The sequence below is a fragment of the Bacillus sp. RAR_M1_44 genome (genome assembly GCF_020165935.1).
Lineage (GTDB): Bacteria > Bacillota > Bacilli > Bacillales > Bacillaceae > Bacillus > Bacillus altitudinis.
On sequence record NZ_JAIUKX010000001.1, the window covers coordinates 2481280 to 2505347 of the forward strand.

The window sequence follows — 24068 nt, forward strand, 5'->3', positions numbered from 1 at the left end:
CAAACGTGAAATGAGAAAGAGAGGCGAAAAAACATGATCAAACGTACAGTGAAACAAGTCGCCCAAATGGCTGGTGGCACATTATCGAATGAAGCTTTTGGCGAAGAACAGATACACGGAGTGACAACAGATACACGAAAAGTATCAAAAGGCGCACTATTTATCCCGCTTATCGGGGAACATTTTAACGGCCACACTTTTGCTTCAAAAGCAGTGGAGCTTGGAGCGGCAGCGGTTCTTTGGAATGAAACAGAAGCGAACCCACCATCCGGTGTACCTGTCATTCTTGTAGAGGATACTCTGACAGCACTCCAACAGCTTGCGAAATCATACTTAAAAGAGGAAAACCCTCGAGTTGTCGGTATTACTGGAAGTAATGGCAAAACAACGACGAAAGACATGATCCATTCTGTCCTACAAACGACATACAGAGTCCATAAAACAGATGGCAACTTTAATAATCATATTGGACTTCCACTGACCATCCTTGCAATGCCAGAAAAAACAGAGATTGCTGTATTAGAGATGGGCATGAGTGCAAAAGGAGAAATCGAATTTTTATCTAATCTCGCTGAACCTGATGCAGCTGTCATCACCAATATTGGAGAATCTCATATGCAGGATCTAGGATCAAGAGAAGCCATTGCAGATGCAAAATGTGAGATCACAAAAGGGTTAAAAGAGGATGGGACTTTTTATTATTTAGGAGACGAGCCTTTACTCCGCCAAAGAGCAAATGCCCTTGCACGTAGCGTAAAAACATTTGGGGAATCAGAGGACTGTGATATCAAGGTGATTCACATCCACCAACTCGCTGAAGGCACTGAATTTCAAGTGGAGGGATATGCTCAAGGGTTTCTCATTCCTGTATTAGGGAAACACAATGTAAAGAATGCTCTTGCAGCTATTGCAATCGGCCAGCATTTCGGTCTGAATGAAAGGCAAATTGCCCAAGGGCTAATGCAAACGAAATTGACAGGCATGCGTTTAGAACTGTTTAAAACAGATAAGGGCATCACGGTTATCAACGATGCGTATAATGCGAGTCCTACGTCGATGAAGGCAGCGATTGATCTTGTAGGAGATATGGATGGCTTTGCTAACCGCATACTCGTTCTCGGAGATATGCTGGAGATGGGCAGTGAAGAAGAAACCTATCATTTTGAAGTAGGGGAGTACATCAAGCCTGAGTTTATTGATCATGTTTTAACGTTTGGCCGTCTTGGCGCATTCATTGCTGAAGGAGCAAAGAAAGCATTTGGAGACGACCGTGTATCTTCTTATATGGACAAAGAAGAACTGAAGAAAAAACTAGCGGATGTGGCAGGACCTGACGATGTCGTTCTTGTCAAAGCTTCCCGTGGCATGAGATTGGAAGACGTGATTACTGCACTATAAATCAGATCGGCAAAGAAGGTGACAGGGTGATTGGCTGTCTATGTATACACGGTTTTACTGGTGCCCCGTATGAAGTAGAGCCGCTTGCGGAATATTTAAAGCAGACGACAGATTGGACGGTACAATCTGTCACGCTTCCGGGGCATGGGGAGGAACTTCAGCTCAAAGGCATTCTCTATCAGGAGTGGATTGCCACCGCTGAATTAGAACTCTTATCCCTTTACCGAACATGTGACACCATTTATTTGGTCGGCTTTTCTATGGGCGGGATGATTGCCTCATATTTAGCAGCGAAGTATCCAGTGGCCCGTCTTGTTCTGTTAAGTGCTGCTGCTAAATATGTTAACCCAAAACAAATGATTCAAGACACAAGGCAGATGGTGAAGGAATCCTTGTCTGGTTTGATTGATACGAACCCATTGTATGATCGATATCGTCATAAGCTGAAGAGTACACCGCTATCAGCTGCTGTAGAATTTATGAAATTGGTGAAGCAAACGAAAGGTTCTCTTGAAAAGCTTCATCTACCTGTCTTGATCGTTCAAGGTGAAAGCGATGGGATCGTCCCCGCTTCTAGTGCAGAATTCATTTATCATAAAATCCCGTCCCGTCAGAAAGAAATGTTCTATTTACCGGATTGTAAACATCACGTTTGTCATGAGCCTTGTGCACAGCAATTGTTTGAGAAAGTCGAACAATTTCTAAAAAAACAATTTAATCTATAGAAAAGCTGAAATGTGGCTAAACTAATATAAATTGAATCCCACTTGTTAAAATTTGCATCATTTTTGTCGAATGAGTGACAGGCCTATGTTACAATAGGTAAGAAAAGGTGGTCGATTCGGTTGTTTCAATATGACGGAAAAACCTTTGTCCCGCAGTCTAATTCGAGCAATGGGGAAGTATCGGAAGGAACCATATTTCAATATCGTCAGGACGGGAATATTTTAACGGGCACATATCAAGGCGGCAGTATTCAATCTGGCGTACTTGTAGGAACTGTGAATAAAGACGGAGCACTTCATTTTAGATATCATCATGTAAGTAAGGATGGCAGCATGAGAAGCGGTTCATGTCATTCCACCCCTAAGCAGCTGGATAACGGGAAAATCCAACTGTTTGAAAAGTGGAAATGGATGGACGGAGATCAAAGTGAAGGTGAATCAGTCATTGTCGAGCAGTAGATATATCCATTTCTGTCTTGTTGAAAAACAAATAGTGTAATGGTAAGATATAATGTAGGGTAATTCGGGCTTTGTATATAATGGACCTGTCCTTTCATACAAAGGGCAGTTTTTAATGATCATTCACGAGATTACTGAAACAGCAATTAGAAGGAGTTTGAATAAATTGACTATAACGTTTCAAGATTTTCAATTAAGCGAAAGTCTCATGAAAGCTATTAACCGCATGGGATTTGAAGAAGCAACACCGATTCAAGCAGAAACGATTCCTCTCGGTCTTCAGAATAAAGATGTCATCGGACAAGCACAAACAGGAACAGGAAAAACTGCAGCATTTGGTATTCCTCTTGTAGAAAAAATCGATCCAGCGTCTCCTAACATCCAAGCGATCATCATTGCGCCAACAAGAGAATTAGCGATTCAAGTATCTGAAGAGCTATACAAAATCGGCCAAGACAAGCGTGCACGTGTACTTCCAATTTACGGTGGACAAGATATCGGCCGTCAAATCCGTTCGCTCAAGAAAAATCCTCATATCATTGTAGGAACTCCAGGACGTTTACTTGATCACATTAATCGTCGCACAATGCGTCTTCAAAATGTTGAAACAGTCGTGCTTGATGAAGCAGACGAAATGCTCAACATGGGTTTCATCGAAGACATTGAAGCGATCCTTTCAAATGTACCAAGTGAACACCAAACACTTTTATTCTCTGCGACAATGCCTGCACCAATTAAGCGTATTGCAGAGCGTTTCATGACAAACCCAGAACATGTAAAAGTAAAAGCGAAAGAAATGACTGTATCTAACATCCAGCAGTTCTACTTGGATATTCACGAGCGTAAGAAGTTCGATACATTGACTCGTCTTCTTGACATTCAATCACCAGAGCTTTCAATTGTTTTCGGCCGTACAAAGCGCCGCGTTGACGAATTGACTGAAGCATTAAACCTTAGAGGTTATACAGCTGAAGGAATTCATGGTGACTTGACTCAGGCGAAACGTATGGTTGCGCTTCGTAAATTTAAAGAAGGTTCAATCGATGTGCTTGTCGCAACAGACGTTGCAGCACGTGGACTTGATATCTCAGGTGTTACACATGTGTATAACTTCGACGTACCACAAGATCCAGAAAGCTATGTACACCGTATTGGACGTACAGGCCGTGCTGGACGTACAGGTATGGCGATGACATTCATCACACCACGTGAAAAAGATATGCTTCGTGCGATTGAGCAAACGACTAAGCGTAAAATGGATCGTATGAAAGAACCAACTCTAGACGAGGCAATTGAAGGACAACAACAAGTCACAGTTGACCGTCTACGCACAATCATTAGTGAAAACAACTTGAACTTCTACATGACAGCAGCTGCTGAATTGTTAGAAGATCATGATTCTGTTACAGTGGTTGCGGCTGCCATCAAAATGATGACAAAAGAGCCGGATGCAACGCCTGTTCGTTTGACAGATGAAGCACCAATGATTTCAAAACGCAATCGTAACAACCGCAGCTCTTCTAAACGCAGAGACGGCGGCGGTGGTGGCGGCTATCGCGGAAAAAGCCGTTCATCTTACGGTGATAAAAAGCGTTCTTCAAATGACCGCAATCGTTCTTCTAACGATCGTCGTCAAAAGAAATCTTATAACAACTAATTCAAAAGCGAATCCTTTGCAGGGTTCGCTTTTTTTAACAGTCCTAATGAAACTTTTTAGGCTTTCTTTCGTAATATATTGATAGAAAAGTAAGAGAATGGGGGAAGAATGTGAGAAAACAGCCGCAACGTCAAATCAGCTTAAATGGATTAAAAGTATGGCGTCTTCAAAATGGAATTATCTCATTGATTTTCTTATTCATCATCATTGGGGTATTTGTAGCTAGTTATTATTTTCAATGGCCATATTGGATTGGAGCCATCCTCATCGGTTTGTGGATTTTACAGGTCATCTTCGGAATCTGGCTCATACCGAAAATCCGCCATCACATCTGGCGCTATGAAGTATTTGAGAACGAAATTGAAATACAGCACGGATTGATTCGTGTCACACGTGTCATTGTGCCAATGGTACGTGTTCAGCATGTGGATACATCTCAAGGGCCGCTTTTAAGGCGCTACCGGTTGGCATCTGTTCAAATTTCTACGGCTGCGACAGTGCATGATATTCCGGCACTGGAATTAGAAGAGGCAGATGAGCTTCGCGATTACATATCTCGATTAGCAAGGGTGACGGAAGATGATGTCTGAACCAAAACGTGTACATCCAATCTCGATGTTCATTGATTTTATATCAGATGCCGTATCCATGATCAAAAACTTCATTATCCCTTTTTTCGTGCTTATTTTTGTGAACTCGAATTCAAGTATTCGTTTTTATGCGTTCATTATTCTTGGGGTGCTTCTTTTATGGAAAGCTGTTTCAACCGTTTTAGCATGGAGACGATTCACCTACCGAATGGAAGACGATGAATTTCGAGTAGAATCAGGTGTCATCACCAAAAAGAAAAAGTATATCTCGTTAGAACGAATTCAAACGGTGAATACAAGTGAAGGCATCTTCCAGCGTATTTTCGGTTTGGTTCGGGTGCAAATCGAAACGGCAGGCGGGACGGATGGACCTGAAGTGAGCCTGACGGCCATTACAAAAGCAGAAGCTGAACAATTAAAGCAATCGATTTTCAACCGGAAGAAAAGCTTGCAACAAGAAGAAATGAATGACGAAAATTTAGATCTCCCTGATCCTCTGACAGCGCAACAGCCTGTAGAAAAAGAAATCAGTGTTTCCTACCGAATGGGTATACCTGAGTTGCTTTTGGCTGCGACCACTTCAAGCGGAATCGGCGTCATTATTTCTGGGTGTCTCGCCATTTACACACAAATAGATGAAATTCTGCCTTTGGACGGATTCCTCAAACGGTTTTCTTTTTTAAGTCATGCGAGTGTTGAGATTTATGCGATTCTCATATTTATTGCCGTATTGATTGCTTGGATTCTTAGTGTTGGGGTAACAGCCCTTCAATATGCGAATTTTACCGCAAAACGAAAAGGGAAAGACATCATCATCACAAGAGGACTCATCGAAAGGCATCAAATGACCATTCCGCTTGCGAGAATTCAAGCAGTGAAAATCAAAGAAAATATTCTGCGTGAACCATTTGGTTTTGCGACGGTCATGCTTGTCAGCGCAGGAGGTTCCATTACAGAAAAAGAGACCTCTTCTGTCTTATTTCCACTCATACGGAAGAAAAAAATCAATGAATTGTTAACGCAATTTACAGATCAATATCAGCTGGCACCAGAAAGTGATTTGAAAAAAGTGCCGAAGCGTTCACTGAAACGTTATCTGATATCTTACGGATTTGTTCCATTACTTGTAGGTATAATCCTTTCTGTACGTTTTCCACCATGGGGGTATTTGGCGCTGATTCCATTACCATTTGCCTTGTTCTTTGGGTATTTAGCCTATAAACAATCAGGATATGTGATCAAAGATCAACTAATTCAATTAACGACAAGAGGTATCGGCAAGACCACCGGAATTGTTTTAAGAAAACGAATGCAAAACTATACGATGACCCAATCCTATTTTCAAAAGAAAGGGCGGGTGGCAAGTATTCACACCTTTGTGAAGTCCTCTGCCTTGCTTGATTCCTTTGGTGTGCATCACCTTGAAGAGGAAGATGCTGAACGTGTATGCGATTGGTATTCCTATGAAACGAATCAATCAACTTAAACAAAAAATGTCGATCAGCTCCCGTTAAACGGAGTGATCGACATTTTTTATGAGCTTAATAGCGTCGTTTTTTTGAATGGAAGAATAGAGTGATCGGTGCTAGGATCATGCCGCCTATCAATCCAAATAAGTGGGCCATGATGTTGATGTTCGAGTTGACGAACGTCATAATAACAGAGACGCCGAGAATCGTTAAGATCACCTGAGAATTACCACGGTCCATCATATGCGGTTTAAATAGGACAAGATAAAGATAGACGCCAAATAAACCAAATATCGCACCAGAAGCCCCGACATGTACGTACTCTAAAGGCTCCACCCAATAGGTTCCGAGATTGCCAATGAATCCAGCACCCAGATAAATCACAAGAAATCGAACCTTTCCAAGCAAATACTCAAGTGCTGGAGCGAATAGGAAGAGCGACATGGAATTGAACAGAATATGTGTCAGACTTCCGTGAAGAAAAATAGGCGTTAAAAGCCGCCACCATTCTCCTGCTGCAACACCATAATTAAAACCAACGAGATGGTCCTGCCCAAGCTGGATCATTGGAATAGGGATCGCAAATAAAAGCCATAGGCCGATTTGCAAAGCAAGGATCGCTGTTACGATTGGATACGATCTAATAAATTGTTGAAAGCTCTCCGTTCGAATAAACATAACAAACCCCTTTTGACTAGATAATGGTAAGTTTATAGTAACACGTTTATGAAGCGAACATCCAAATTAGTACGAGTATCATAGGAGGTACCTCATGATTAAAGGAATCGGTATGGATATTGTAGAGATCGGCCGGCTGTCACGAGTTCTTAGCAGGCAGCCCCGTTTACCAGAACGAATTTTGACTTTACGTGAACAGGAAGTCTTTCACACACTAAGTGAAAAGAGACAGCTGGAGTTTCTGGCAGGGCGTTTTGCGGCGAAAGAAGCATTCGCAAAAGCATACGGTACGGGAATTGGTCAGTATATAAGCTTTCACGACATCGAGATACAAAAAGATGCGAACGGAAAACCCCTCATCAAAAGTGAGAAAACAAAAGAAGACTACGTTCATGTATCCATTACACACACAAAAGAATATGCTGCAGCACAAGTTTTAATTGAAAGGTTGTCAAGCTAGTCTGCATATTGTTTGTCCCCCCTTCATATATTGGGTAGTGCGATAAGGAAGGGCGAGTTGCTAACAGGCTTTGATGGTTCGCGGTACGCAGTTAACTCTTGAGGCGTACTGTTAAAGTCAAACAAGCGGTTTCTTCCTTTTAACACAATTAACGAAGGGGTTGAAAAGGGTGAGAAAAAGCTTTGTTTTGCTTGTAACGGGGATCCTTTTTGTATTGATTCTCTCCGCATGCGGTCAAAAATCTCAACAAGATATCGTTGGAGATTTAAACAAAAAGGCAGAGGAAATGACATCATACAAAGCCAAAGCAAAAATGACCATTGAGACAGGAAATGATCCGCAGGAATACCATGTGGAAATTTGGTACAAGAAGCCGGAGCTTTACCGTGTCTATTTAGAAAATCCGAAGAAGGATCAGAGTCAAGTCATTTTAAGAAATGGCAATGGTGTATTTGTGCTGACACCTTCATTAAACAAAAGCTTCCGCTTCCATAGTGATTGGCCGAACAACAGCAGTCAGGTGTATTTATTTGAATCACTTGTGAAAGACATTAAAAATGACAGTGCAGCTCAGTTCAAAGCAAAAGAGTCGAAGTACGTTTTTGAAACAAAAACCAACTATCAGCACAACCAAATGCTGCCGACCCAAGAGATTACCTTTCATAAAAAAACAATGGCGCCTGCTAGTGTGAAAGTACTGGATAGCGATAAAAAGCCAATGGTGAAAGTAGAATTCTCTCACTTTGAATTCAACAAATCCTTTGACAAAGACGCCTTTGATGAGAAGAAAAATATGACACTTTCTCAAATGGATGTTGCCACAAGCGCAGATCCATCTGACAGCTTTGCTGTGAAAACGCCTGTGGATATGCCAGAGGGCGTGAAGAAAATGGAAGAGAAAGAAATGACAACAGATGCTGGAAAGCGGTATGTGATGACGTATGGCGGAAAGAAATCCTTCACGCTCATTCAGGAAAAAGCGCGGGTAGCAGAAGCGTCTACGCCTGTGACGATGAATGGCGAGCCAGTCGATCTTGGCATGACAGTGGGTGTTCTGACAGACAAATCTCTTTCTTGGACATCTGATGGAGTTGACTACTTAATTTCTTCAAGTGATTTATCGAAAGAAGAACTCTTAATGGTCGCCAAAAGTGTAGAAGGACAGTCAGCGAAATAGGCGAGATTCTTAACATAACAACAAATCAGCCCTGTGCAGGGGCTGATTTTCTTTGAGTTGTTTCACATTATTCTGGATTTTTAGTATCATAATGAAGTATTGAATCATTCAATAGGGAAGTGTGATGAATGGACACAAATGCCTTTTATAGAGACACATGGGCAGAAATTGATTTAACAGCAATCAAGCATAATGTTTCACATATGAAAGACCATATTGGTCAAAGCGTCCAACTAATGGCTGTTGTGAAAGCCAATGCATATGGACATGGAGATATAGAAGTGGCAAGAGCTGCCCTCGAAGCAGGAGCAGACCTGTTAGCCGTCGCTTTTTTAGATGAAGCCATTTCTTTAAGAAATAAAGGCATCAAAGCCCCGATTCTTGTGCTCGGCGCAGTACCGTCAGAGTATGTCAAAGTCGCCGTTAGATACAACGTTATCATGACCGCTTACTCGATCGATTGGCTGAGAGAAGTCGTCAAAGTGATGAAAGGGCAGATGGGACAACCCATTCGTTTCCACTTGAAAATCGACAGCGGCATGAATCGGTTAGGTGTGAAAACAATCGAGCAGGTGAGCGAAGTAAAAGAGCTTGTCCACGATCATTCTTTTTTACAGCTGGAAGGCGTATTTACTCACTTTGCCACAGCGGATGAAAAAGATGAAAACTACTTCGGTATGCAGGTTGATACGTTTAAAACATTGCTTCAACCGCTTCATACGGACAAACTGCTCATTCATTGCGCCAACAGTGCAGCAGGTCTAAGGTTTAAAGACACTTTATTCAATATGGTTCGTTTTGGCATCAGTATGTACGGGCTGTCGCCGTCGGAAGAAATCAAAGATGAATTGCCGTTTAAACTGGAAGAAGCATTATCTCTTCATACAAAACTTGCACATGTAAAGCCCATTCAAAAGGATGAGAGCGTGAGCTATGGTGCAACTTATACAGCGAATCAAGATACATGGATTGGTACGATTCCAATCGGGTATGCAGACGGCTGGATTAGGAAGCTTGCCGGAACAGAAGTGCTAGTTGGCGGAAAACGCCGAAAGATTGCTGGACGGGTGTGTATGGATCAATTCATGGTTGATTTGAAAAAGGATATTCCGGCAGGGGAGCCAGTCGTGCTCATCGGCACACAAGGCGAAGACAGGATATCTGTCGATGAAATAGCCAAACGGCTTGAAACCATTAACTACGAAGTCACATGTTCTGTTGGTTACCGCGTCCCAAGAGTCTATATAGAGGACGGCAAAAGGGTTCATGTACGTAATCCGCTGCTTCAAGGCGGGCCAAGCTTTTTATAAACAGCATCCACGGGAACGATGTTCAAACTGACATCGTTCTCTTTTATTCTACAAAGGCATCATAAACATTCTCCCTTTTTTAGAGATTTTGGAAATACCGTATGATTTTCGGAAAAAAGCGTATAATGGGAAAGAGGAACTCCATTATCATCTTGATTTACGGGTGGCGAGCCGCTTCATGTTCTAATAAGAAATCATGAAAAAACAGCTTTGCTTGTGCATTGAATAATGGTATGATTAGTCTTGGAATGGATCGAAACGGTATCCGTAAGTTTTGTGGAGGTGTATGTTTTTTGTCTGAATCCAGCGCAACAAACGAAATGAAGATTCGACTGCCCGAGGCTTTAATGTCTGAGATCGAACGAGTAGCAGAGCAGGATAAGGTAACAAGAAATGAATTGATCTACCGAGCGACAAAAACGTATATTCGTGAACGTAATATTCGACAAAATCGTGAATCGATGAGACGCGGCTACATGGAGATGGCGAAAATTAATCTGAATATCTCTTCAGAGGCACAATACGCAGAATTTGAGGCTGAGAATACAGTTGAGCGATTAGTCAGCGGGGGTTAAACATTTGATTGTTAAACGCGGTGATGTTTACTTTGCTGATTTATCTCCTGTTGTTGGCTCCGAGCAGGGCGGGGTTCGCCCGGTATTGGTGATTCAAAATGACATTGGAAATCGCTTCAGCCCGACTGCTATCGTTGCAGCCATAACAGCCCAAATACAAAAAGCGAAATTACCGACTCACGTCGAAATTAATGCAAAGCGCTACGGCTTTGAACGAGATTCTGTCATTCTTTTGGAACAGATTCGTACGATCGATAAACAAAGATTGACAGATAAAATCACACATCTTGATGATGAGATGATGGAGAAGGTTGATGAAGCCTTACAAGTTAGTTTGGCTCTTATTGATTTTTAATATGGTGATACTTGGTTGCTCTATTGGGAGCAACTTTTTTTGTGTTCAATTTTTTTTAACGTTATAATGAAGAAAGACTAAAGAAGAGCTTTAAATGTAAGTAGGGGGTAAAACATGTCGAATCATATCGTGTTAGCTTTTGCAAGAAAGCACCAAAAGGAATTAGAAAAAGAGTGGACGGACATTTTAAAACGACTCGGAGAAAAAGAAACGGACATGATGCTGAACGACAAAATGTATGAAACCATCTGTTCGGAATATGTTCAACTCATCATTACATCTCTTTCAGAGGGGGATCATGAGGATTTTGAAGAAAAAGTGCAAAATTTTGCTTTAAAAATTGTTCAAATGGGTATATCACTTAAGTTACTGGCAAACGGTCTAACAGAAATCCGTACACATTTATATGAAAAAATGAACGATGACAAAGATACAACACAAGAAAGTCATGACCTCATCTGGCAAATCGATCGATTCATCACACCCATCCATAATGAGATCTTAAACCAGTATTCCATCTCATGGGAAAAAACCGTCAGCCTTCAAAAAATTGCGCTGCAGGAACTATCTGCCCCGCTAATCCCAGTATTTGAGCACATCACCGTCATGCCACTTGTTGGAACAATTGATACAGATCGTGCGAAAAAAATTATGGAGAACCTGCTCAATGGTGTCGTCAAACATCGCTCACAGGTCGTCTTAATTGATATCACGGGTGTACCTGTCGTGGACACAATGGTGGCCCACCATATCATTCAAGCGTCAGAGGCTGTGAGATTAGTAGGAGCGAAGTGTTTACTTGTCGGTATTCGCCCAGAAATAGCCCAAACAATCGTTAACCTTGGAATTGATTTATCTCAGGTTACAACAAAGAATACCCTTCAAAAAGGAATTCAAACTGCTTTGGAAATGACAAATCGAAAAATTGTTTCATTGGAGGGATAACCAATTGAGAAATCACCCGAAGATTCCAATCTTAAAATTATATAATTGTCTTCTGATTTCAATACAGTGGGAGCTTGATGATCAAACAGCTCTTCACTTTCAAGAAGACTTACTGAATAAAATTCATGAAACAGGAGCAAACGGTGTGGTCATTGACTTAACATCCGTCGATATGATTGATTCATTTATCGCAAAGGTATTAGGCGATGTGATCACCATGTCCAAGCTCATGGGGGCAAAAGTTGTATTAACAGGAATACAGCCGGCAGTCGCTGTGACGCTTATTGAACTTGGCATTTCACTGGAAGAAATTCAGACAGCACTAGATCTTGAACAAGGGCTTGAGACACTGAAGCGGGAATTGGGGGAATAGATATGAAAGACCAATCCTGTGTAAAAATATTGACGGAATGGGACATAGTCGCAGCAAGACAATTGGGGCGCAATGTTGCAAAAGAACTTGGTTTTGGAACAGTTGACCAAGCAAGAATTACGACGGCCATTTCAGAATTAGCTCGTAACATCTATTTATACGCTGGTAAAGGTCAGATTTGTATAGAAGAAGTGATGGAGCGCGGAAAGCGTGGACTCAAAGTCATCGCAGCCGATGAGGGTCCTGGCATTATGGATATACGTAAAGTAATGGAAGACGGATTTTCTACATCAGGCGGACTCGGAGCAGGCTTGCCGGGCGTCAGAAGACTGATGGATGAATTTAAATTAGATTCCGCACCAGAACAAGGAACGGAGATACAAGCTGTCAAGTGGCTTCGCTAGGAGGGAAACCATGGATTTTAAGGAGGTAATGGAGCAGCGGTACCATCAGCTGCTCAGTCGTTATATCAGTGATTTAACTGAAACATCGCTTTATCAAGCTCAAAAATTTAGCCGTAAAACCATTGAGCATCAAATACCTCCTGAAGAAATAGTGAGTGTTCACCGAAAAGTGATTCAGGAGCTTTACCCTGATTTGCCGGAAGATGTCTTTCATTCACTAGACTTCTTAATTGAAGTCATGATTGGATACGGACTTGCCTACCAGGAGCATTTAACACTAAGAGGCATCCAGCAAGAAATTAAGTCGGAAATTGAAATTGCTGCAAATGTTCAGCAAACCCTTCTGGAAACGAAAATTCCAGAAGGAGACACATTTGATATCGGAGCCATCAGTGTGCCGGCAAAACAGATGAGTGGGGATTATTACCATTTCGTAACAGATCACGATACAATCAATATCGCGATTGCAGACGTCATTGGGAAAGGCATTCCAGCTGCGCTCTGTATGTCGATGATTAAGTATGCGATGGATTCCTTGCCGGAGTCAGGCAGCGGCCCAACAAAAGTGCTCAAAACCCTTAATCGTGTGGTCGAGCAAAACGTAGACCCAAGCATGTTTATCACCATGTTTTATGGTAGCTATAATAAAGAAACACATGAATTTAAGTACGCATCGGCTGGACATGAGCCGGGCTTTTTCTATTGCAAAAAAGAGAATCAATTTTACGATTTAGATGCAAAAGGTCTTGTCCTTGGAATCGCACCAGAGTTTGATTACAGGGAGTATGAGCAGCATTTGGACGTAGGAGATATGGTGATCTTATTTTCAGATGGGGTCACCGAATCCAAGTCAGAGGACGGCTTCTTAGAGCGCGAAGATATCAAAGCGCTCATAGCAGAGCATCTTTCCTATTCAGCACAGGAAATGGTCGACGCTATCTATGCAAGCTTACTCAAATTACAAGATTTTCAGCTTCACGATGACTTTACTTTACTTGTCCTTAAAAGAAAGGTTTAGAAAGTGAATATGCGGGTATATAAAACTTTAGGAAACAAGAATTTCGAGGTGAATGCATAATGAATATGTCTGTAAAAGAGCATCAAATAGATCATAAGACGAAAATTAGTGTCAGCGGAGAAATCGATGTATACTCTGCTCCTCAGCTAAGAGAAACACTCATGCCTAAAGCAGAGGCGGGAGAGCATTTAGAGATCTGTTTGAAGGATGTTACGTATATGGATAGTACAGGATTAGGTGTATTTGTTGGGTTGTTTAAAGCAGCTCAAAAAGCAGGTGGAACACTAAAGCTTGAGAACTTGTCGGATCGGCTTATCAGATTGTTTGAAATCACTGGACTAAAGGACATCATTGACATTTCTGCAAAGTCAGAGGGTGGGGTACAATGAACGAATCAGTAGATCTAATCGAGATGAAAATACCGGCGAAACCAGAATACGTAGGCATCATTCGTCTGACTCTTTCAGGCGTTGCAAGCCGGATGGGCTATGCCTACGAAGAGATTGAGGACTTGAAAATTGCCGTCAGTGAGGCGTGTACCAATGCAGTTCAGCATGCCTATAAAGGTGCAGATGGCGAAGGTGGAGAGGTAGCGGTTCGCTTTCTTGTCTATGAAGATCGTCTAGAAATCATTGTCGCTGATAAAGGCGGTAGCTTTGACTTTAAGCAAAAGCAGGAAGACCTAGGGCCGTACACATCTGCTCATACGGTGGATCAATTGGCAGAAGGAGGTCTTGGTTTATACTTAATGCAAACATTGATGGATGAAGTCGAGGTGCAAGCAAACTCCGGAGTTACCGTGGCAATGACAAAGTTTTTAAACAGGGAGCGAGTTGACCATGACACAACCATCCAAAACTATGAAACTAACTAAAGATGAAGTGGATCGCCTCATTCAAAGCTATCAATCCAACCAAGACGAGCAGGCGCAGCTGACACTAGTTGAGTGTTATACAAACCTTGTGGATATGCTCGCGAAGAAATACTCCAAAGGAAAAAGCTTTCATGAGGATTTAAGACAAGTTGGAATGATTGGTCTACTCGGCGCAATTAAGCGTTATGATCCACTTGTCGGTAAATCATTTGAGGCATTTGCCATTCCAACCATTATCGGGGAAATCAAACGCTTTTTACGTGATAAAACATGGAGTGTCCATGTACCAAGACGAATTAAAGAGCTTGGACCAAGAATCAAGATGGCAGTTGATCACCTGACAACGGAAACGCAAAAGTCACCTAAAGTACAAGAAATTGCAGAATATCTAGATGTAACAGAAGAAGAAGTTCTTGAAACAATGGAGATGGGCAAAAGCTATCAAGCGCTGTCTGTTGACCAAGGCGTAGAGGCTGATTCTGAAGGAAGCACTGTGACGATTTTAGACGTCGTCGGCTCACAAGAAGAAGGGTACGAACGTGTAAACCAAAAAATGATGCTTGAAAGTGTGCTTCACGTTCTGACAGATAGAGAAAAAGAAATTATCAATCTCACGTATTTGCAAAATAAAAGCCAGAAAGAAACAGGCGATTTACTCGGCATATCTCAAATGCATGTATCAAGGCTGCAGCGGAAGGCAGTTAAAAAGCTACGAGATGCATTGTCAGAAGATGCGTCTATGGAGCTAGGGTAATGAAGCAGATCGAACAGCATGAGCATGTAAACGCCATTATCTATCAATCGAACAAAGAAGGAAAATCATGCTGCGGGGACAGTTTTTTTATTAAAGCAGATGATGAAGAACTAATTTGTGCTGTAGCAGACGGATTAGGCAGCGGCCAGTTCGCCAATGAATCATCTTCTTTAGTCAGCGAAATTGTCGAAGAATATGGACATGAGGATGTAACAACCCTCATCGATAGATGCAATCAGGCCATGAAAAATAAACGCGGGGCCACTGTAGCCATATTAAAGGTGAATTTTTCCCAGCAGCAGTTTACCTATTGTTCGGTTGGCAATATCCGATTTATATTGAATGCACCTTCTGGCGACTATATTTATCCACTTCCGACATCAGGATATCTATCAGGTAAACCTAGAAAATACAAAACATACACCTATTCCTACGAAAAAGGATCGACATTCATTATGTATTCCGACGGACTGAATGTGCCAAACATGCGAATGTGTTTAAAGCATAGCCATTCAGTTGCAGACATCGCCAAACAACTTGAAACATACACACAAGACAAGAAGGACGATCTCACCTATGTACTTGGTCAGCTTACATGAAATAGCTGACCTTTTTTCTGTTTTGCCGGTTTTTTTGATACACTAAAAGAGAAGACACAGTGAGAGGATGCAAAGTATGAAGACATCTGACTTTTTATTGAAACAAATTGCGACAGAATTAAAGCTTTCAACAAAACAAATTGGAAGTGTGATCCAGCTATTAGAGGATGGCAACACCGTCCCGTTTATTGCACGATACCGGAAAGAGCAGACAGGCTCACTAGATGAGGTGCAAATTCAAACCATTTCTGAACGCTATACATATATCCAAAATGTGATGAATCGAAAAGAAGAAGTGATTCGCTTAATCGCTGAACAAGACAAATTAACTGATGAATTAAAACAGAAGATCGAGCAGGCGCATAAGTTGCAAGAGGTCGAAGATTTATACCGTCCATTTAAACAAAAGCGTAAAACAAAGGCAAATGTAGCCAAAGCAAAAGGACTTGAGCCGCTGGCGGAGTATTTACTGAAGCTGCCAAACGATGAGATCGAAAAGAAAGCATCGGCTTTTATCAATGAAGAAAAAGAAATCACAACTGCAGAAGAAGCACTGGAGGGCGCCCAGCACATCATTGCTGAACAGCTTGCGGATGATCCTGATATGCGGAAATGGATTCGCAGTGAGACGTACCAAAAGGGAAGTCTTGTCACATCAGGAAAAGACGTTGAAAACGACGAGAAAAACGTCTATGAAATGTATTACGACTATCAAGAGCCGATTAAAAAAATTGTGCCTCATCGTGTACTCGCGGTCAACCGAGGCGAGAAAGAAGGGATTTTGAAAGCAGCCATCGAACCACCTGCTGAAAATATTCGTTTCTACATCGATAAACAAGTCTTAAAAGGCAAGCAAACGACGGCGAGACCTTACATTGAAGCGGCCATTGATGATGCATATAAACGCCTGATTCAGCCATCAATCGAACGAGAAATACGAAAAGAGCTGACAGAAAAAGCAGAGGAACAAGCCATCCATATTTTCGCTGAAAACTTAAGAAAGCTCCTGCTTCAACCGCCGATGAAAGGGAAACGTGTACTTGGGGTGGACCCTGCGTTTCGTACAGGCTGTAAATTAGCCGTCGTGGATGATACAGGAAAAGTCCATCATATTGGCGTCATTTATCCGCATCCGCCTGTACAGAAAAAAGCGGAAGCCAAACAAAAAGTGAAAGAAATCATTCAATCATCGAACATTGAAGTCATTGCGATCGGAAACGGAACAGCCTCAAGAGAGACCGAACAATTTATCGCAGACTTGATCCAAGAGCTGGACCAGCCAGTTTCATATTTGATCGTGAATGAAGCAGGGGCAAGTGTATACTCTGCATCTGCGCTGGCAAGAGAAGAGTTTCCAGACTTGCAAGTGGAAGAAAGAAGTGCCATTTCCATCGCCAGAAGGTTGCAGGACCCATTAGCAGAGCTTGTCAAAATAGATCCAAAATCTGTCGGTGTGGGACAATACCAGCACGATGTGAGTCAAAAGCAATTAAACAGCTCGTTAACCTTTGTGGTAGAGACGGTTGTTAACCAGGTCGGTGTGAACGTTAATACAGCTTCACAGGCACTGCTGCAATATGTGTCAGGTCTTTCAAAAGCCGTCGCAGGGAACATCGTCAAGCGCCGCGAAGAGATTGGGAGATTCACAAGCAGAAAAGAGCTGAAGGATATCCCGAGGCTTGGTGCAAAGACTTATGAGCAGTGTATCGGCTTCCTGCGCATCACAGATGGACAAGATCCACTTGATCGCACGGGTATTCACCCTGAAAGCTATAAAGAAACAAAACAGTTCTTACGCATGATCAACATGACGCCAGACGATCTTGGAACAGAACAGTTAAAAGAGAAAATTGCAGGGGTGAAGCTGGACGAAGCAGCAGAACAGCTTGAAATTGGTTCAATCACCCTTCAAGATATCATTGATCAGCTCACAAGACCTGAGCGTGATCCGCGCGATGAAGTACCAAAGCCGCTTTTAAAAACAGATGTATTGAAATTAGAAGACTTGAAGCAAGGGATGGAGCTACAAGGAACGGTGAGAAACGTCGTAGACTTCGGCGCATTCGTTGATATTGGCGTCAAGCAGGATGGACTTGTCCACATTTCCAAGCTAAGCAATCGATTTGTGAAACATCCGCTCGACGTGGTATCAGTTGGTGACATTGTGACCGTATGGGTAGACTCCGTTGACCAGGCAAAAGGCCGGGTAGCTCTATCGATGCTAAAACCAGAGTAAACAAAAAACGAGGCGCACCTTAGGATGGGGTGTGCCTTGATGTGACTGAATGCTTTTTTCTATAGAAGTACCAGCATTGATTGAGCAATTTGATTTGATAATGATTTTTCTCATAAAATGCTTTCTGCATCTGATTTTTCAGCCAGTTGGGCATCGCCCATTCCTCCTTTGATCAAAACAGTGGGTGTACCTTCAATGTATGCAAAGGGGAAATTGTCCCGTTCGAGGTTTTTATAGAAAGGAACGATCTTGATTGAACGAAAGAGAGTTACAGCAGTTAACAGAAGACATTTCAGAGCATTTCTTTGGTAAGGCATTTCGCCATCAGGCTGTTTTCAACCCCCGTTTAAAAACGACAGGCGGGAGATATTTACTTACAACACACCATATTGAGCTAAATCGCCGATATCTTGAGGAGCATGGCAGAGACGAATTGATCGGTATCATTAAGCATGAACTATGTCATTATCACCTGCACCTTGAAGGAAAGGGCTATCAGCATCGGGACAGGGATTTTTGTGAACTCTTGCAGCAAGTAGGAGCCCCGCGCTTTTGTACCCCGCTGAAGACCGTTCAAAAGAAAAAAAGAGCGGTGACGCTTCATTATTATGTGTGCACAGGATGCGGAAGACGTTATACGAGGAAGCGCCGGTTTGACACCACGCGATATGTCTGCGGGATTTGTCACGGGAAGTTAAAAAAGGAAGGGGAAAAGGCTTGACTGTTATATTAGTATATGTTAAATTATAAAAGCCGTCGCAAATGGAGCAGGAATGAAACGTTTAAAAATTCTTGACACATTTTTCTGGCATAGATATAATGAAACATGTCTTATTATTCCGCAGTAGCTCAGTGGTAGAGCTATCGGCTGTTAACCGATCGGTCGTAGGTTCGAGTCCTACCTGCGGAGCCATAATGGAGAAGTACTCAAGTGGCTGAAGAGGCGCCCCTGCTAAGGGTGTAGGTCGCGCAAGCGGCGCGAGGGTTCAAATCCCTCCTTCTCCGCCATTATGATATGGCCCGTTGGTCAAGCGGTTAAGACACCGCCCTTTCACGGCGGTAACACGGGTTCGAATCCCGTACGGGTCATGTTTTGTTATTTTGATTCGTTGGGCTATAGCCAAGCGGTAAGGCAACGGACTTTGACTCCGTCATGCGTTGGTTCGAATCCAGCTAGCCCAGCCATTTTTTTATATGTTTTTCTGCATAGCAGATGAGCCATTAGCTCAGTTGGTAGAGCATCTGACTTTTAATCAGAGGGTCGAAGGTTCGAGTCCTTCATGGCTCACCATTGTCACGCGGGTGTGGCGGAATTGGCAGACGCGCTAGACTTAGGATCTAGTGTCTTTATGACGTGGGGGTTCAAGTCCCTTCACCCGCATTGTTTTTTCAAACAGTGCACTTATGAATATATGAGCACATCAAACACGCGGTCGTGGCGGAATGGCAGACGCGCTAGGTTGAGGGCCTAGTGGGTGAATAACCCGTGGAGGTTCAAGTCCTCTCGGCCGCATCTAAGAAACCAAAGGTTGTAGACCTTTGGTTTTTTTGTATTATCTAAATGTAGCTGGCAGGATAGCTCAAGCTTCACCAAAAGCAAAAAATAGAGTATCAAATGAATGAGGGCGTATTAGGTGCATTTTTACATTAATGCTAAGTTCTCCATCTCACAATCAATAATGGATGCTTTACATGATGATGAGAAAGGAAACTTTGGTGTCGTTTTTACATTTGACGAACCGGGTGAAAGGGAAGATGCTTGAAATAGATGAATCTTGAACCAAGTGAAGAAGATCAAAAGATGCTTGGATCAATGTTTCAAAGCCAATGCCTGATTAAAGATATTTACGGGCGTACCTCTAAAATCTTAATTGAATGCCTGTTTGAAGAGTGGATGGGGACTTTCGAGACCAATAAAAGTGAAGTGGCCTATGTTGAAGAGATGTATTTTTAAAATTTCGTTCATAATTGAGCGGCTTTTTTATTTGTATAAAATCAACTTTTGGGAGGATTGGTACAATACATAATTTCTAGGTTGAAGGTCTAGTGAGTGGATGAATAACCTAGAGATGTTAAATTCTTCTCAACCATATTTAAAGAAACCAAAGGTTTATGAATCCTTGGTTTCTTCTTATCGATGGCTTCTTTGCATTTTTGTATCAGAAGCTTAATATAAAGAGCATTGTTTAATTTTACTTTTCATAATATGTGTCATACAATCCTTGATAGTGGTTTTTTAAATTTTGTATTAGATTTTGGTCATAAGAGATAAAGTCGATCACATCTTCGCTAATATAGACAAGATAGTTCTCATTATAAATAACAATATAAGATGAACGCATTCCTTTCACAACACTTTTAATATATTGATACACTTCCTCAAAACGAATGTTTTTAATAGTTGTAAATATGACATTAGCATCTATTTCATCGTGATAAGTAATGGTTTCAGACCAATTTTTGATCTTTATATACTTGCCTATATTTGTTTTTTCTCGATACCTGCGATCATTTTTAATATAACCCGAAATAAAGGTAACATTAATTTCTTGTGGATGATCCAGTGTCTCGGATAATATATCTTTTAGTAAACTAAGTTTCCCATTGTCAAAAAGTTCAACTCCAAATCGAACTCTTAATTGGGGTGAAACTTGAAAAAAAGGAATTTCCATATTTTTTGTAAAATTTATGTGGAATTTTTTGGTTTTATCCATGATATTTAATCTCCTATTCTTCTTAATTCAGCATCATAAGTCCCTGATCTAGTCTTTTTACTTGCTAAATTCTTTACTGTTGAAGCGCCTTAAATGTGCTTTTTCAATAGCAGCTTTTAAACGCGAATCATCTTTAGCAAAACCAAAGCTTAAATTAATTATATCTACACCCTGTTTAATACTCCATTCTATGCCTTCTATAGTATCAGAAGGATCGCCTTTTCCGTGTTCATCCAAAACTTGAACATCATATAAATTGATATTCTCGGTAATTCCTATTTTTGTATTTTTAATTTGAGTATTAGTAAGTATGCTTGCAATCATTGTTCCATGTGGAAAAAATGGCTTAGTTTCTGAAGTGCGATCAATTGCATTGTATGTATTTTTAATATGTTTTTTTATTTGGGGTATGTTTTGTTCAATTCCACTATCCAGTACTGTAATTTTTACTGGTTGGGTTTTTGTTATTTCTATTTTCTTATTAGGTAAAATAATACAAATTGCCCAATTATTATCACGATGTTCTTTTGATAATTTAAATTTCGTGGTCTCATGTTTTTCACAACCTACAATGTATAAAAGACATAAACAGATCAATATATATTTTTTTATCACCAACTATCACTCCAAATTAAAAATACATGATTTTCTATTGTATATATAAATAATGTGATTTTTAATAAAATATGGGTAAAAAAACACTATATAACAAATAATATAATGTTTAAATTCAACTTTGTTAAATATTTATTATTGATATTTATGTTATCGTTCTTTAATATACTTAAATATTTTTAAAACTAATAGGAAGTCTGATTTTTATATAATTGAAATAAACGTTTTGTGTAATGAATTTCGAGTTAACATATTAAAAAATTGCAATAATTTCCGCTTCGTGTTACAATAAGAATAATTATTTTTGTTCGGCGTAAAGGATAGCATGAAGAAAGACTTTTCGTCTTGAGGATACTTTGGGCAAGGATAGTATAATACATTGTGTGGTAACGCACTAGGAGGCAACAAACATGGAACAAGGTACAGTAAAATGGTTTAACGCAGAAAAAGGTTTTGGATTTATCGAACGTGAAGAAGGCGACGATGTATTCGTACATTTCTCAGCTATCCAAGGTGACGGATTCAAATCTTTAGACGAAGGTCAAAAAGTATCATTTGACGTAGAGCAAGGTTCTCGTGGAGCTCAAGCTGCTAACGTTCAAAAAATTGCTTAATCTTCATTCTATCAAAACGGGTTCTCTGTAGAGAGCCTGTTTTTTTGTGCTTTCATTTATTTCTGCAATAAAAAACCCTACTCAACGTACAAGTAGGGAGATGTTACAAGGTAATCGTAAAAAAATTCATGCTTCAAAGGTTTATCAACAGTATAGCATATTGGATTTACAATATGCGGAATTTGCCTAAATAAATTCTTTTTTTCTTTAATAAAATTGAAGGATGGATCGTTCTAGAGAACATGTATTCAAAAATGGTGAGGGATACCGTAAAGAGCGGCATAGTTCTTAACAGAAACTTTTAATTTGTTTTTCTGTAATCCCTTCGATAACTTCTAATTCACTTAACAAAAATTCATGAGCCTCATCTAGCATTTTCTTTTCACTTGCATTTAGTGCTTTCTCTTTCTTCATCCGCATCAGATCACGCACAACTTCAGCACCATCTTGGATGTCACCCGTTTTTATTTTGTTTGTATTAATTGTATGGCGTTCTTTCCATGTCAGTAATTGAGCTGATTCGCCATGCTGGAAAATGTGCATCACATTGTTTAATGCCAGTATATCTGTAACAGGTCTAATACGTGAACTTGACATTTTTCGTGTTGGAATCATCACTTTCATATGACTGATTGACATTTTAATCACATAATACTGTTGTTTTTCATCAGAGAATTCTTTTTCTTCTATGGCTTCAATTATACCTGCTCCGTGCATTGGATAAACAATGTTATCACCAATTTGAAACATATCATCCGCCTCCATATCATGTATCTACTTTAAGGGTACCACACTTAGAGGTAAAATAATCAAATTTTTAATAATAACATGTTTATTTATTTTTTGTCAATAAATTTTGTTCTGAAAAAGAGAGATTTTTTCATGTGAATTTCGGATGGTTTTTGATCATATCCTCAAGAATCCTTGCTACAAGAAAAACAGAATATCCATCATTAAAAAAAGACCAGACATTGAGCTGGTCTTTCCAAATAGAATCCGATCATAATGTCGAAATATCAATCACAAACCGATAACGCACATCACTTTTGAGCACACGTTCATATGCTTCATCGACTTGATTTGCGTTGATCACTTCAATTTGTGGTGCGATCTTGTGGGCAGCTGCGAAATCGAGCATTTCTTGTGTTTCTTGGATGCCGCCAACGAGTGAGCCGGCGATGCTGCGACGTCCCGTAATTAATGAAAACACATGGAAGTTGTCTGGCTTTGGTGGTGCACCGACGTTCACTAATGTTCCGTCAACACGAAGTAAGGACAAATAGGCATCCACGTTGATATTGGCAGAGACGGTATTGAGAATGAGATCATATTGACCGGCTAGTGTCTTAAACGTATCAGGGTCACTTGTAGCAAAATAGTCTTTTGCACCAAATGACAGCGCCTCTTCTTTTTTATTCATAGAGCGGCTTAATACAGTCACTTCTGCGCCAAGTGCGCGTGCAAATTGAATGGCAACATGACCTAGACCGCCCATTCCGACAATCGCCACTTTTTTGCCAGGCCCAGCCTTCCAGTGTTTTAACGGAGAATACGTTGTGATACCGGCACAGAGAAGAGGGCTGGCGACATCAAGGGAGAGCTGGTCAGGAATATTGACAACAAATCGTTCTGTCACAACAATTTTCTGACTGTAGCCGCCGTAAGTTGGTTCTCCATCATAATCCAGGTTATTATAAGTTTGAACGACTCCTTTCTTGCAATATTGTTCATCTCCATTTTGGCAATATTCACATGTACCGCAAGAATCGACAAAACAACCGACGCCTACACGATCACCAATGTTGAATTTCGTGACAGCATCCCCAACAGCTGAAACAACTCCAGTAATCTCATGACCCGGAACCATTGGGAAAATACCGCCGCCCCATTCATCAAAGGCACTGTGGATATCTGAATGACAGATCCCGCTAAACTGAATATCAATTAAAATATCATGTGGACGAAGTGCTCTTCGTTCAATGGTTGTCCGTTCAAAGTTTGCTTTTGCATGGGAAACACTTAAAACATTTGATTGGTGCGTCTGACACATTCTGGATCATCCTTTCAAA

General features: G+C 40.9%; 29 protein-coding genes, 7 tRNA genes and 1 pseudogene. 30 read left to right on the top strand and 7 right to left on the bottom strand.

Annotation, left to right across the window (positions count from 1 at the left end; genetic code table 11):
* Positions 1-33: 33 nt before the first annotated feature.
* The 6 genes from LCD34_RS12895 (at position 34) to LCD34_RS12920 (ending at position 6315) form a co-directional block, all read left to right on the top strand.
* Positions 34-1398, top strand: coding sequence for a UDP-N-acetylmuramoyl-tripeptide--D-alanyl-D-alanine ligase (locus LCD34_RS12895; RefSeq protein ID WP_025206792.1), 1365 nt, complete (start codon positions 34-36; stop codon positions 1396-1398).
* A gap of 26 nt (positions 1399-1424) precedes the next feature.
* Positions 1425-2123: an alpha/beta hydrolase gene (locus tag LCD34_RS12900; RefSeq protein ID WP_017366660.1), complete on the top strand. Its 699-nt coding sequence runs from the start codon at positions 1425-1427 to the stop codon at positions 2121-2123.
* Positions 2124-2243: 120 nt separating this feature from the next.
* The gene (locus LCD34_RS12905; protein WP_017366661.1) at positions 2244-2582 is read left to right on the top strand and encodes a hypothetical protein; all 339 of its coding nucleotides are present in this window, start codon (positions 2244-2246) and stop codon (positions 2580-2582) included.
* 166 nt (positions 2583-2748) lie between these two features.
* Positions 2749-4239 (top strand): degradosome RNA helicase CshA, encoded by a 1491-nt coding sequence (cshA, locus tag LCD34_RS12910; RefSeq protein WP_017358400.1) that lies wholly within the window; start codon positions 2749-2751, stop codon positions 4237-4239.
* Between the two features lie 110 nt (positions 4240-4349).
* Complete coding sequence (locus LCD34_RS12915) at positions 4350-4829, top strand: PH domain-containing protein (RefSeq protein ID WP_008346922.1); 480 nt, start codon at positions 4350-4352, stop codon at positions 4827-4829.
* Positions 4819-6315: a PH domain-containing protein gene (locus tag LCD34_RS12920; RefSeq protein WP_136944955.1), complete on the top strand. Its 1497-nt coding sequence runs from the start codon at positions 4819-4821 to the stop codon at positions 6313-6315. Before LCD34_RS12915 ends, LCD34_RS12920 begins: the two co-directional genes overlap by 11 nt.
* 55 nt (positions 6316-6370) lie before the next feature.
* Here LCD34_RS12920 and LCD34_RS12925 read toward each other — a convergent pair whose 3' ends face one another.
* Positions 6371-6976: a rhomboid family intramembrane serine protease gene (locus tag LCD34_RS12925; RefSeq protein ID WP_007496491.1), complete on the bottom strand. Its 606-nt coding sequence runs from the start codon at positions 6974-6976 to the stop codon at positions 6371-6373.
* A 94-nt stretch (positions 6977-7070) separates the two neighbouring features.
* Here LCD34_RS12925 and acpS point away from each other — a divergent pair, with 94 nt between their 5' ends.
* The 14 genes from acpS to LCD34_RS12995 all read left to right on the top strand — a co-directional run bounded on the left by acpS (position 7071) and on the right by LCD34_RS12995 (position 18056).
* The gene (gene acpS, locus LCD34_RS12930) at positions 7071-7436 is read left to right on the top strand and encodes a holo-ACP synthase (RefSeq protein ID WP_017358398.1); all 366 of its coding nucleotides are present in this window, start codon (positions 7071-7073) and stop codon (positions 7434-7436) included.
* Positions 7437-7596: 160 nt separating this feature from the next.
* The gene (locus tag LCD34_RS12935) at positions 7597-8613 is read left to right on the top strand and encodes an outer membrane lipoprotein-sorting protein (protein ID WP_007496489.1); all 1017 of its coding nucleotides are present in this window, start codon (positions 7597-7599) and stop codon (positions 8611-8613) included.
* Between the two features lie 128 nt (positions 8614-8741).
* Positions 8742-9923, top strand: a complete 1182-nt coding sequence (gene alr, locus LCD34_RS12940; RefSeq protein ID WP_224559262.1) for an alanine racemase — start codon at positions 8742-8744, stop codon at positions 9921-9923.
* 293 nt (positions 9924-10216) lie between these two features.
* Complete coding sequence (locus LCD34_RS12945; RefSeq protein WP_003214273.1) at positions 10217-10498, top strand: hypothetical protein; 282 nt, start codon at positions 10217-10219, stop codon at positions 10496-10498.
* Positions 10499-10502: 4 nt separating this feature from the next.
* The gene (ndoA, locus tag LCD34_RS12950; RefSeq protein ID WP_003214169.1) at positions 10503-10853 is read left to right on the top strand and encodes a type II toxin-antitoxin system endoribonuclease NdoA; all 351 of its coding nucleotides are present in this window, start codon (positions 10503-10505) and stop codon (positions 10851-10853) included.
* Positions 10854-10967: 114 nt separating this feature from the next.
* Positions 10968-11798: an RsbT co-antagonist protein RsbRA gene (locus LCD34_RS12955; RefSeq protein WP_007496484.1), complete on the top strand. Its 831-nt coding sequence runs from the start codon at positions 10968-10970 to the stop codon at positions 11796-11798.
* A 4-nt stretch (positions 11799-11802) separates the two neighbouring features.
* A complete protein-coding gene (gene rsbS / locus LCD34_RS12960) occupies positions 11803-12171 on the top strand; it encodes an RsbT antagonist protein RsbS (protein ID WP_003214235.1) in 369 nt (122 codons plus the stop codon).
* Between the two features lie 2 nt (positions 12172-12173).
* Positions 12174-12575, top strand: coding sequence for an anti-sigma regulatory factor (locus tag LCD34_RS12965; protein ID WP_003214085.1), 402 nt, complete (start codon positions 12174-12176; stop codon positions 12573-12575).
* A 10-nt stretch (positions 12576-12585) separates the two neighbouring features.
* Positions 12586-13593 (top strand): PP2C family protein-serine/threonine phosphatase, encoded by a 1008-nt coding sequence (locus tag LCD34_RS12970; protein WP_129548106.1) that lies wholly within the window; start codon positions 12586-12588, stop codon positions 13591-13593.
* 59 nt (positions 13594-13652) lie between these two features.
* Positions 13653-13982, top strand: coding sequence for an anti-sigma factor antagonist (locus LCD34_RS12975; protein ID WP_007496474.1), 330 nt, complete (start codon positions 13653-13655; stop codon positions 13980-13982).
* Complete coding sequence (gene rsbW / locus LCD34_RS12980; protein WP_129548107.1) at positions 13979-14467, top strand: anti-sigma B factor RsbW; 489 nt, start codon at positions 13979-13981, stop codon at positions 14465-14467. The genes LCD34_RS12975 and rsbW overlap by 4 nt, the downstream gene beginning before the upstream one ends.
* On the top strand, positions 14433-15221 hold the full coding sequence (sigB, locus tag LCD34_RS12985; protein WP_012009000.1) for an RNA polymerase sigma factor SigB: 789 nt from the start codon (positions 14433-14435) through the stop codon (positions 15219-15221). The genes rsbW and sigB overlap by 35 nt, the downstream gene beginning before the upstream one ends.
* Positions 15221-15820: a PP2C family serine/threonine-protein phosphatase gene (locus tag LCD34_RS12990; RefSeq protein WP_008346897.1), complete on the top strand. Its 600-nt coding sequence runs from the start codon at positions 15221-15223 to the stop codon at positions 15818-15820. Before sigB ends, LCD34_RS12990 begins: the two co-directional genes overlap by 1 nt.
* 76 nt (positions 15821-15896) lie before the next feature.
* Positions 15897-18056: a Tex family protein gene (locus tag LCD34_RS12995; RefSeq protein WP_224559265.1), complete on the top strand. Its 2160-nt coding sequence runs from the start codon at positions 15897-15899 to the stop codon at positions 18054-18056.
* 19 nt (positions 18057-18075) lie between these two features.
* Here the strand turns inward: LCD34_RS12995 and cmpA are convergent, their stop codons facing one another.
* Positions 18076-18210: a cortex morphogenetic protein CmpA gene (gene cmpA / locus LCD34_RS13000; RefSeq protein WP_008346893.1), complete on the bottom strand. Its 135-nt coding sequence runs from the start codon at positions 18208-18210 to the stop codon at positions 18076-18078.
* A gap of 99 nt (positions 18211-18309) precedes the next feature.
* On the opposite strand from cmpA, the gene LCD34_RS13005 reads away from it, so the two are divergent.
* From LCD34_RS13005 to LCD34_RS19655, 9 genes are all read left to right on the top strand, one after another.
* Positions 18310-18777 (top strand): SprT family protein, encoded by a 468-nt coding sequence (locus LCD34_RS13005; RefSeq protein WP_224559267.1) that lies wholly within the window; start codon positions 18310-18312, stop codon positions 18775-18777.
* A gap of 117 nt (positions 18778-18894) precedes the next feature.
* A tRNA-Asn gene (locus LCD34_RS13010) sits at positions 18895-18969 on the top strand.
* Between the two features lie 4 nt (positions 18970-18973).
* A tRNA-Ser gene (locus LCD34_RS13015) sits at positions 18974-19064 on the top strand.
* 9 nt (positions 19065-19073) lie between these two features.
* Positions 19074-19145, top strand: a tRNA-Glu gene (locus LCD34_RS13020).
* 21 nt (positions 19146-19166) lie between these two features.
* Positions 19167-19241 (top strand) — tRNA-Gln (locus LCD34_RS13025).
* 30 nt (positions 19242-19271) lie between these two features.
* Positions 19272-19347 (top strand) — tRNA-Lys (locus LCD34_RS13030).
* Positions 19348-19354: 7 nt separating this feature from the next.
* Positions 19355-19437, top strand: a tRNA-Leu gene (locus LCD34_RS13035).
* A 48-nt stretch (positions 19438-19485) separates the two neighbouring features.
* A tRNA-Leu gene (locus LCD34_RS13040) sits at positions 19486-19569 on the top strand.
* Between the two features lie 255 nt (positions 19570-19824).
* A complete protein-coding gene (locus LCD34_RS19655) occupies positions 19825-20010 on the top strand; it encodes an ATP-binding protein (RefSeq protein ID WP_057078423.1) in 186 nt (61 codons plus the stop codon).
* A 238-nt stretch (positions 20011-20248) separates the two neighbouring features.
* Here the strand turns inward: LCD34_RS19655 and LCD34_RS13050 are convergent, their stop codons facing one another.
* From LCD34_RS13050 to LCD34_RS13060, 3 genes and pseudogenes are all read right to left on the bottom strand, one after another.
* Positions 20249-20770: a hypothetical protein gene (locus tag LCD34_RS13050; RefSeq protein WP_057078421.1), complete on the bottom strand. Its 522-nt coding sequence runs from the start codon at positions 20768-20770 to the stop codon at positions 20249-20251.
* Positions 20771-20775: 5 nt separating this feature from the next.
* Positions 20776-20859 (bottom strand): annotated as a pseudogene (locus LCD34_RS13055) (toxin C-terminal domain-containing protein); the annotation flags it as partial.
* Positions 20828-21385 carry a S8 family serine peptidase gene (locus tag LCD34_RS13060; protein WP_224559269.1) on the bottom strand — a complete coding sequence of 186 codons (558 nt, stop codon included), beginning with the start codon at positions 21383-21385 and terminating at the stop codon, positions 20828-20830. The gene LCD34_RS13060 and the pseudogene LCD34_RS13055, both read right to left, overlap by 32 nt.
* 410 nt (positions 21386-21795) lie before the next feature.
* On the opposite strand from LCD34_RS13060, the gene cspC reads away from it, so the two are divergent.
* Entirely contained in the window at positions 21796-21999 is a 204-nt protein-coding gene (gene cspC / locus LCD34_RS13065; RefSeq protein ID WP_008346765.1) for a cold shock protein CspC, read from the top strand.
* Positions 22000-22287: 288 nt separating this feature from the next.
* Here the strand turns inward: cspC and LCD34_RS13070 are convergent, their stop codons facing one another.
* Both LCD34_RS13070 and LCD34_RS13075 read right to left on the bottom strand, forming a co-directional pair.
* On the bottom strand, positions 22288-22749 hold the full coding sequence (locus tag LCD34_RS13070; protein ID WP_113747458.1) for a CarD family transcriptional regulator: 462 nt from the start codon (positions 22747-22749) through the stop codon (positions 22288-22290).
* A gap of 250 nt (positions 22750-22999) precedes the next feature.
* Positions 23000-24049: an NAD(P)-dependent alcohol dehydrogenase gene (locus LCD34_RS13075; protein WP_148780851.1), complete on the bottom strand. Its 1050-nt coding sequence runs from the start codon at positions 24047-24049 to the stop codon at positions 23000-23002.
* Between the last annotated feature and the right edge of the window lie 19 nt (positions 24050-24068).

Bases quoted from the DNA above. Each gene is read 5' to 3' on its own strand.
- LCD34_RS13075 (WP_148780851.1), bottom strand. From the start codon at position 24,049: ATGTGTCAGACGCACCAATCAAATGTTTTAAGTGTTTCCCATGCAAAA.
- LCD34_RS12995 (WP_224559265.1), top strand. From the start codon at position 15,897: ATGAAGACATCTGACTTTTTATTGAAACAAATTGCGACAGAATTAAAG.
- LCD34_RS12925 (WP_007496491.1), bottom strand. From the start codon at position 6,976: ATGTTTATTCGAACGGAGAGCTTTCAACAATTTATTAGATCGTATCCA.
- cspC (WP_008346765.1), top strand. From the start codon at position 21,796: ATGGAACAAGGTACAGTAAAATGGTTTAACGCAGAAAAAGGTTTTGGA.
- LCD34_RS12895 (WP_025206792.1), top strand. From the start codon at position 34: ATGATCAAACGTACAGTGAAACAAGTCGCCCAAATGGCTGGTGGCACA.
- cmpA (WP_008346893.1), bottom strand. From the start codon at position 18,210: ATGCCCAACTGGCTGAAAAATCAGATGCAGAAAGCATTTTATGAGAAA.
- LCD34_RS19655 (WP_057078423.1), top strand. From the start codon at position 19,825: ATGAATCTTGAACCAAGTGAAGAAGATCAAAAGATGCTTGGATCAATG.
- LCD34_RS12975 (WP_007496474.1), top strand. From the start codon at position 13,653: ATGAATATGTCTGTAAAAGAGCATCAAATAGATCATAAGACGAAAATT.
- LCD34_RS12965 (WP_003214085.1), top strand. From the start codon at position 12,174: ATGAAAGACCAATCCTGTGTAAAAATATTGACGGAATGGGACATAGTC.
- acpS (WP_017358398.1), top strand. From the start codon at position 7,071: ATGATTAAAGGAATCGGTATGGATATTGTAGAGATCGGCCGGCTGTCA.
- LCD34_RS12970 (WP_129548106.1), top strand. From the start codon at position 12,586: ATGGATTTTAAGGAGGTAATGGAGCAGCGGTACCATCAGCTGCTCAGT.
- alr (WP_224559262.1), top strand. From the start codon at position 8,742: ATGGACACAAATGCCTTTTATAGAGACACATGGGCAGAAATTGATTTA.
- rsbW (WP_129548107.1), top strand. From the start codon at position 13,979: ATGAACGAATCAGTAGATCTAATCGAGATGAAAATACCGGCGAAACCA.
- sigB (WP_012009000.1), top strand. From the start codon at position 14,433: ATGACACAACCATCCAAAACTATGAAACTAACTAAAGATGAAGTGGAT.
- LCD34_RS12955 (WP_007496484.1), top strand. From the start codon at position 10,968: ATGTCGAATCATATCGTGTTAGCTTTTGCAAGAAAGCACCAAAAGGAA.
- LCD34_RS13070 (WP_113747458.1), bottom strand. From the start codon at position 22,749: ATGTTTCAAATTGGTGATAACATTGTTTATCCAATGCACGGAGCAGGT.
- LCD34_RS12990 (WP_008346897.1), top strand. From the start codon at position 15,221: ATGAAGCAGATCGAACAGCATGAGCATGTAAACGCCATTATCTATCAA.
- LCD34_RS12920 (WP_136944955.1), top strand. From the start codon at position 4,819: ATGATGTCTGAACCAAAACGTGTACATCCAATCTCGATGTTCATTGAT.
- LCD34_RS13050 (WP_057078421.1), bottom strand. From the start codon at position 20,770: ATGGATAAAACCAAAAAATTCCACATAAATTTTACAAAAAATATGGAA.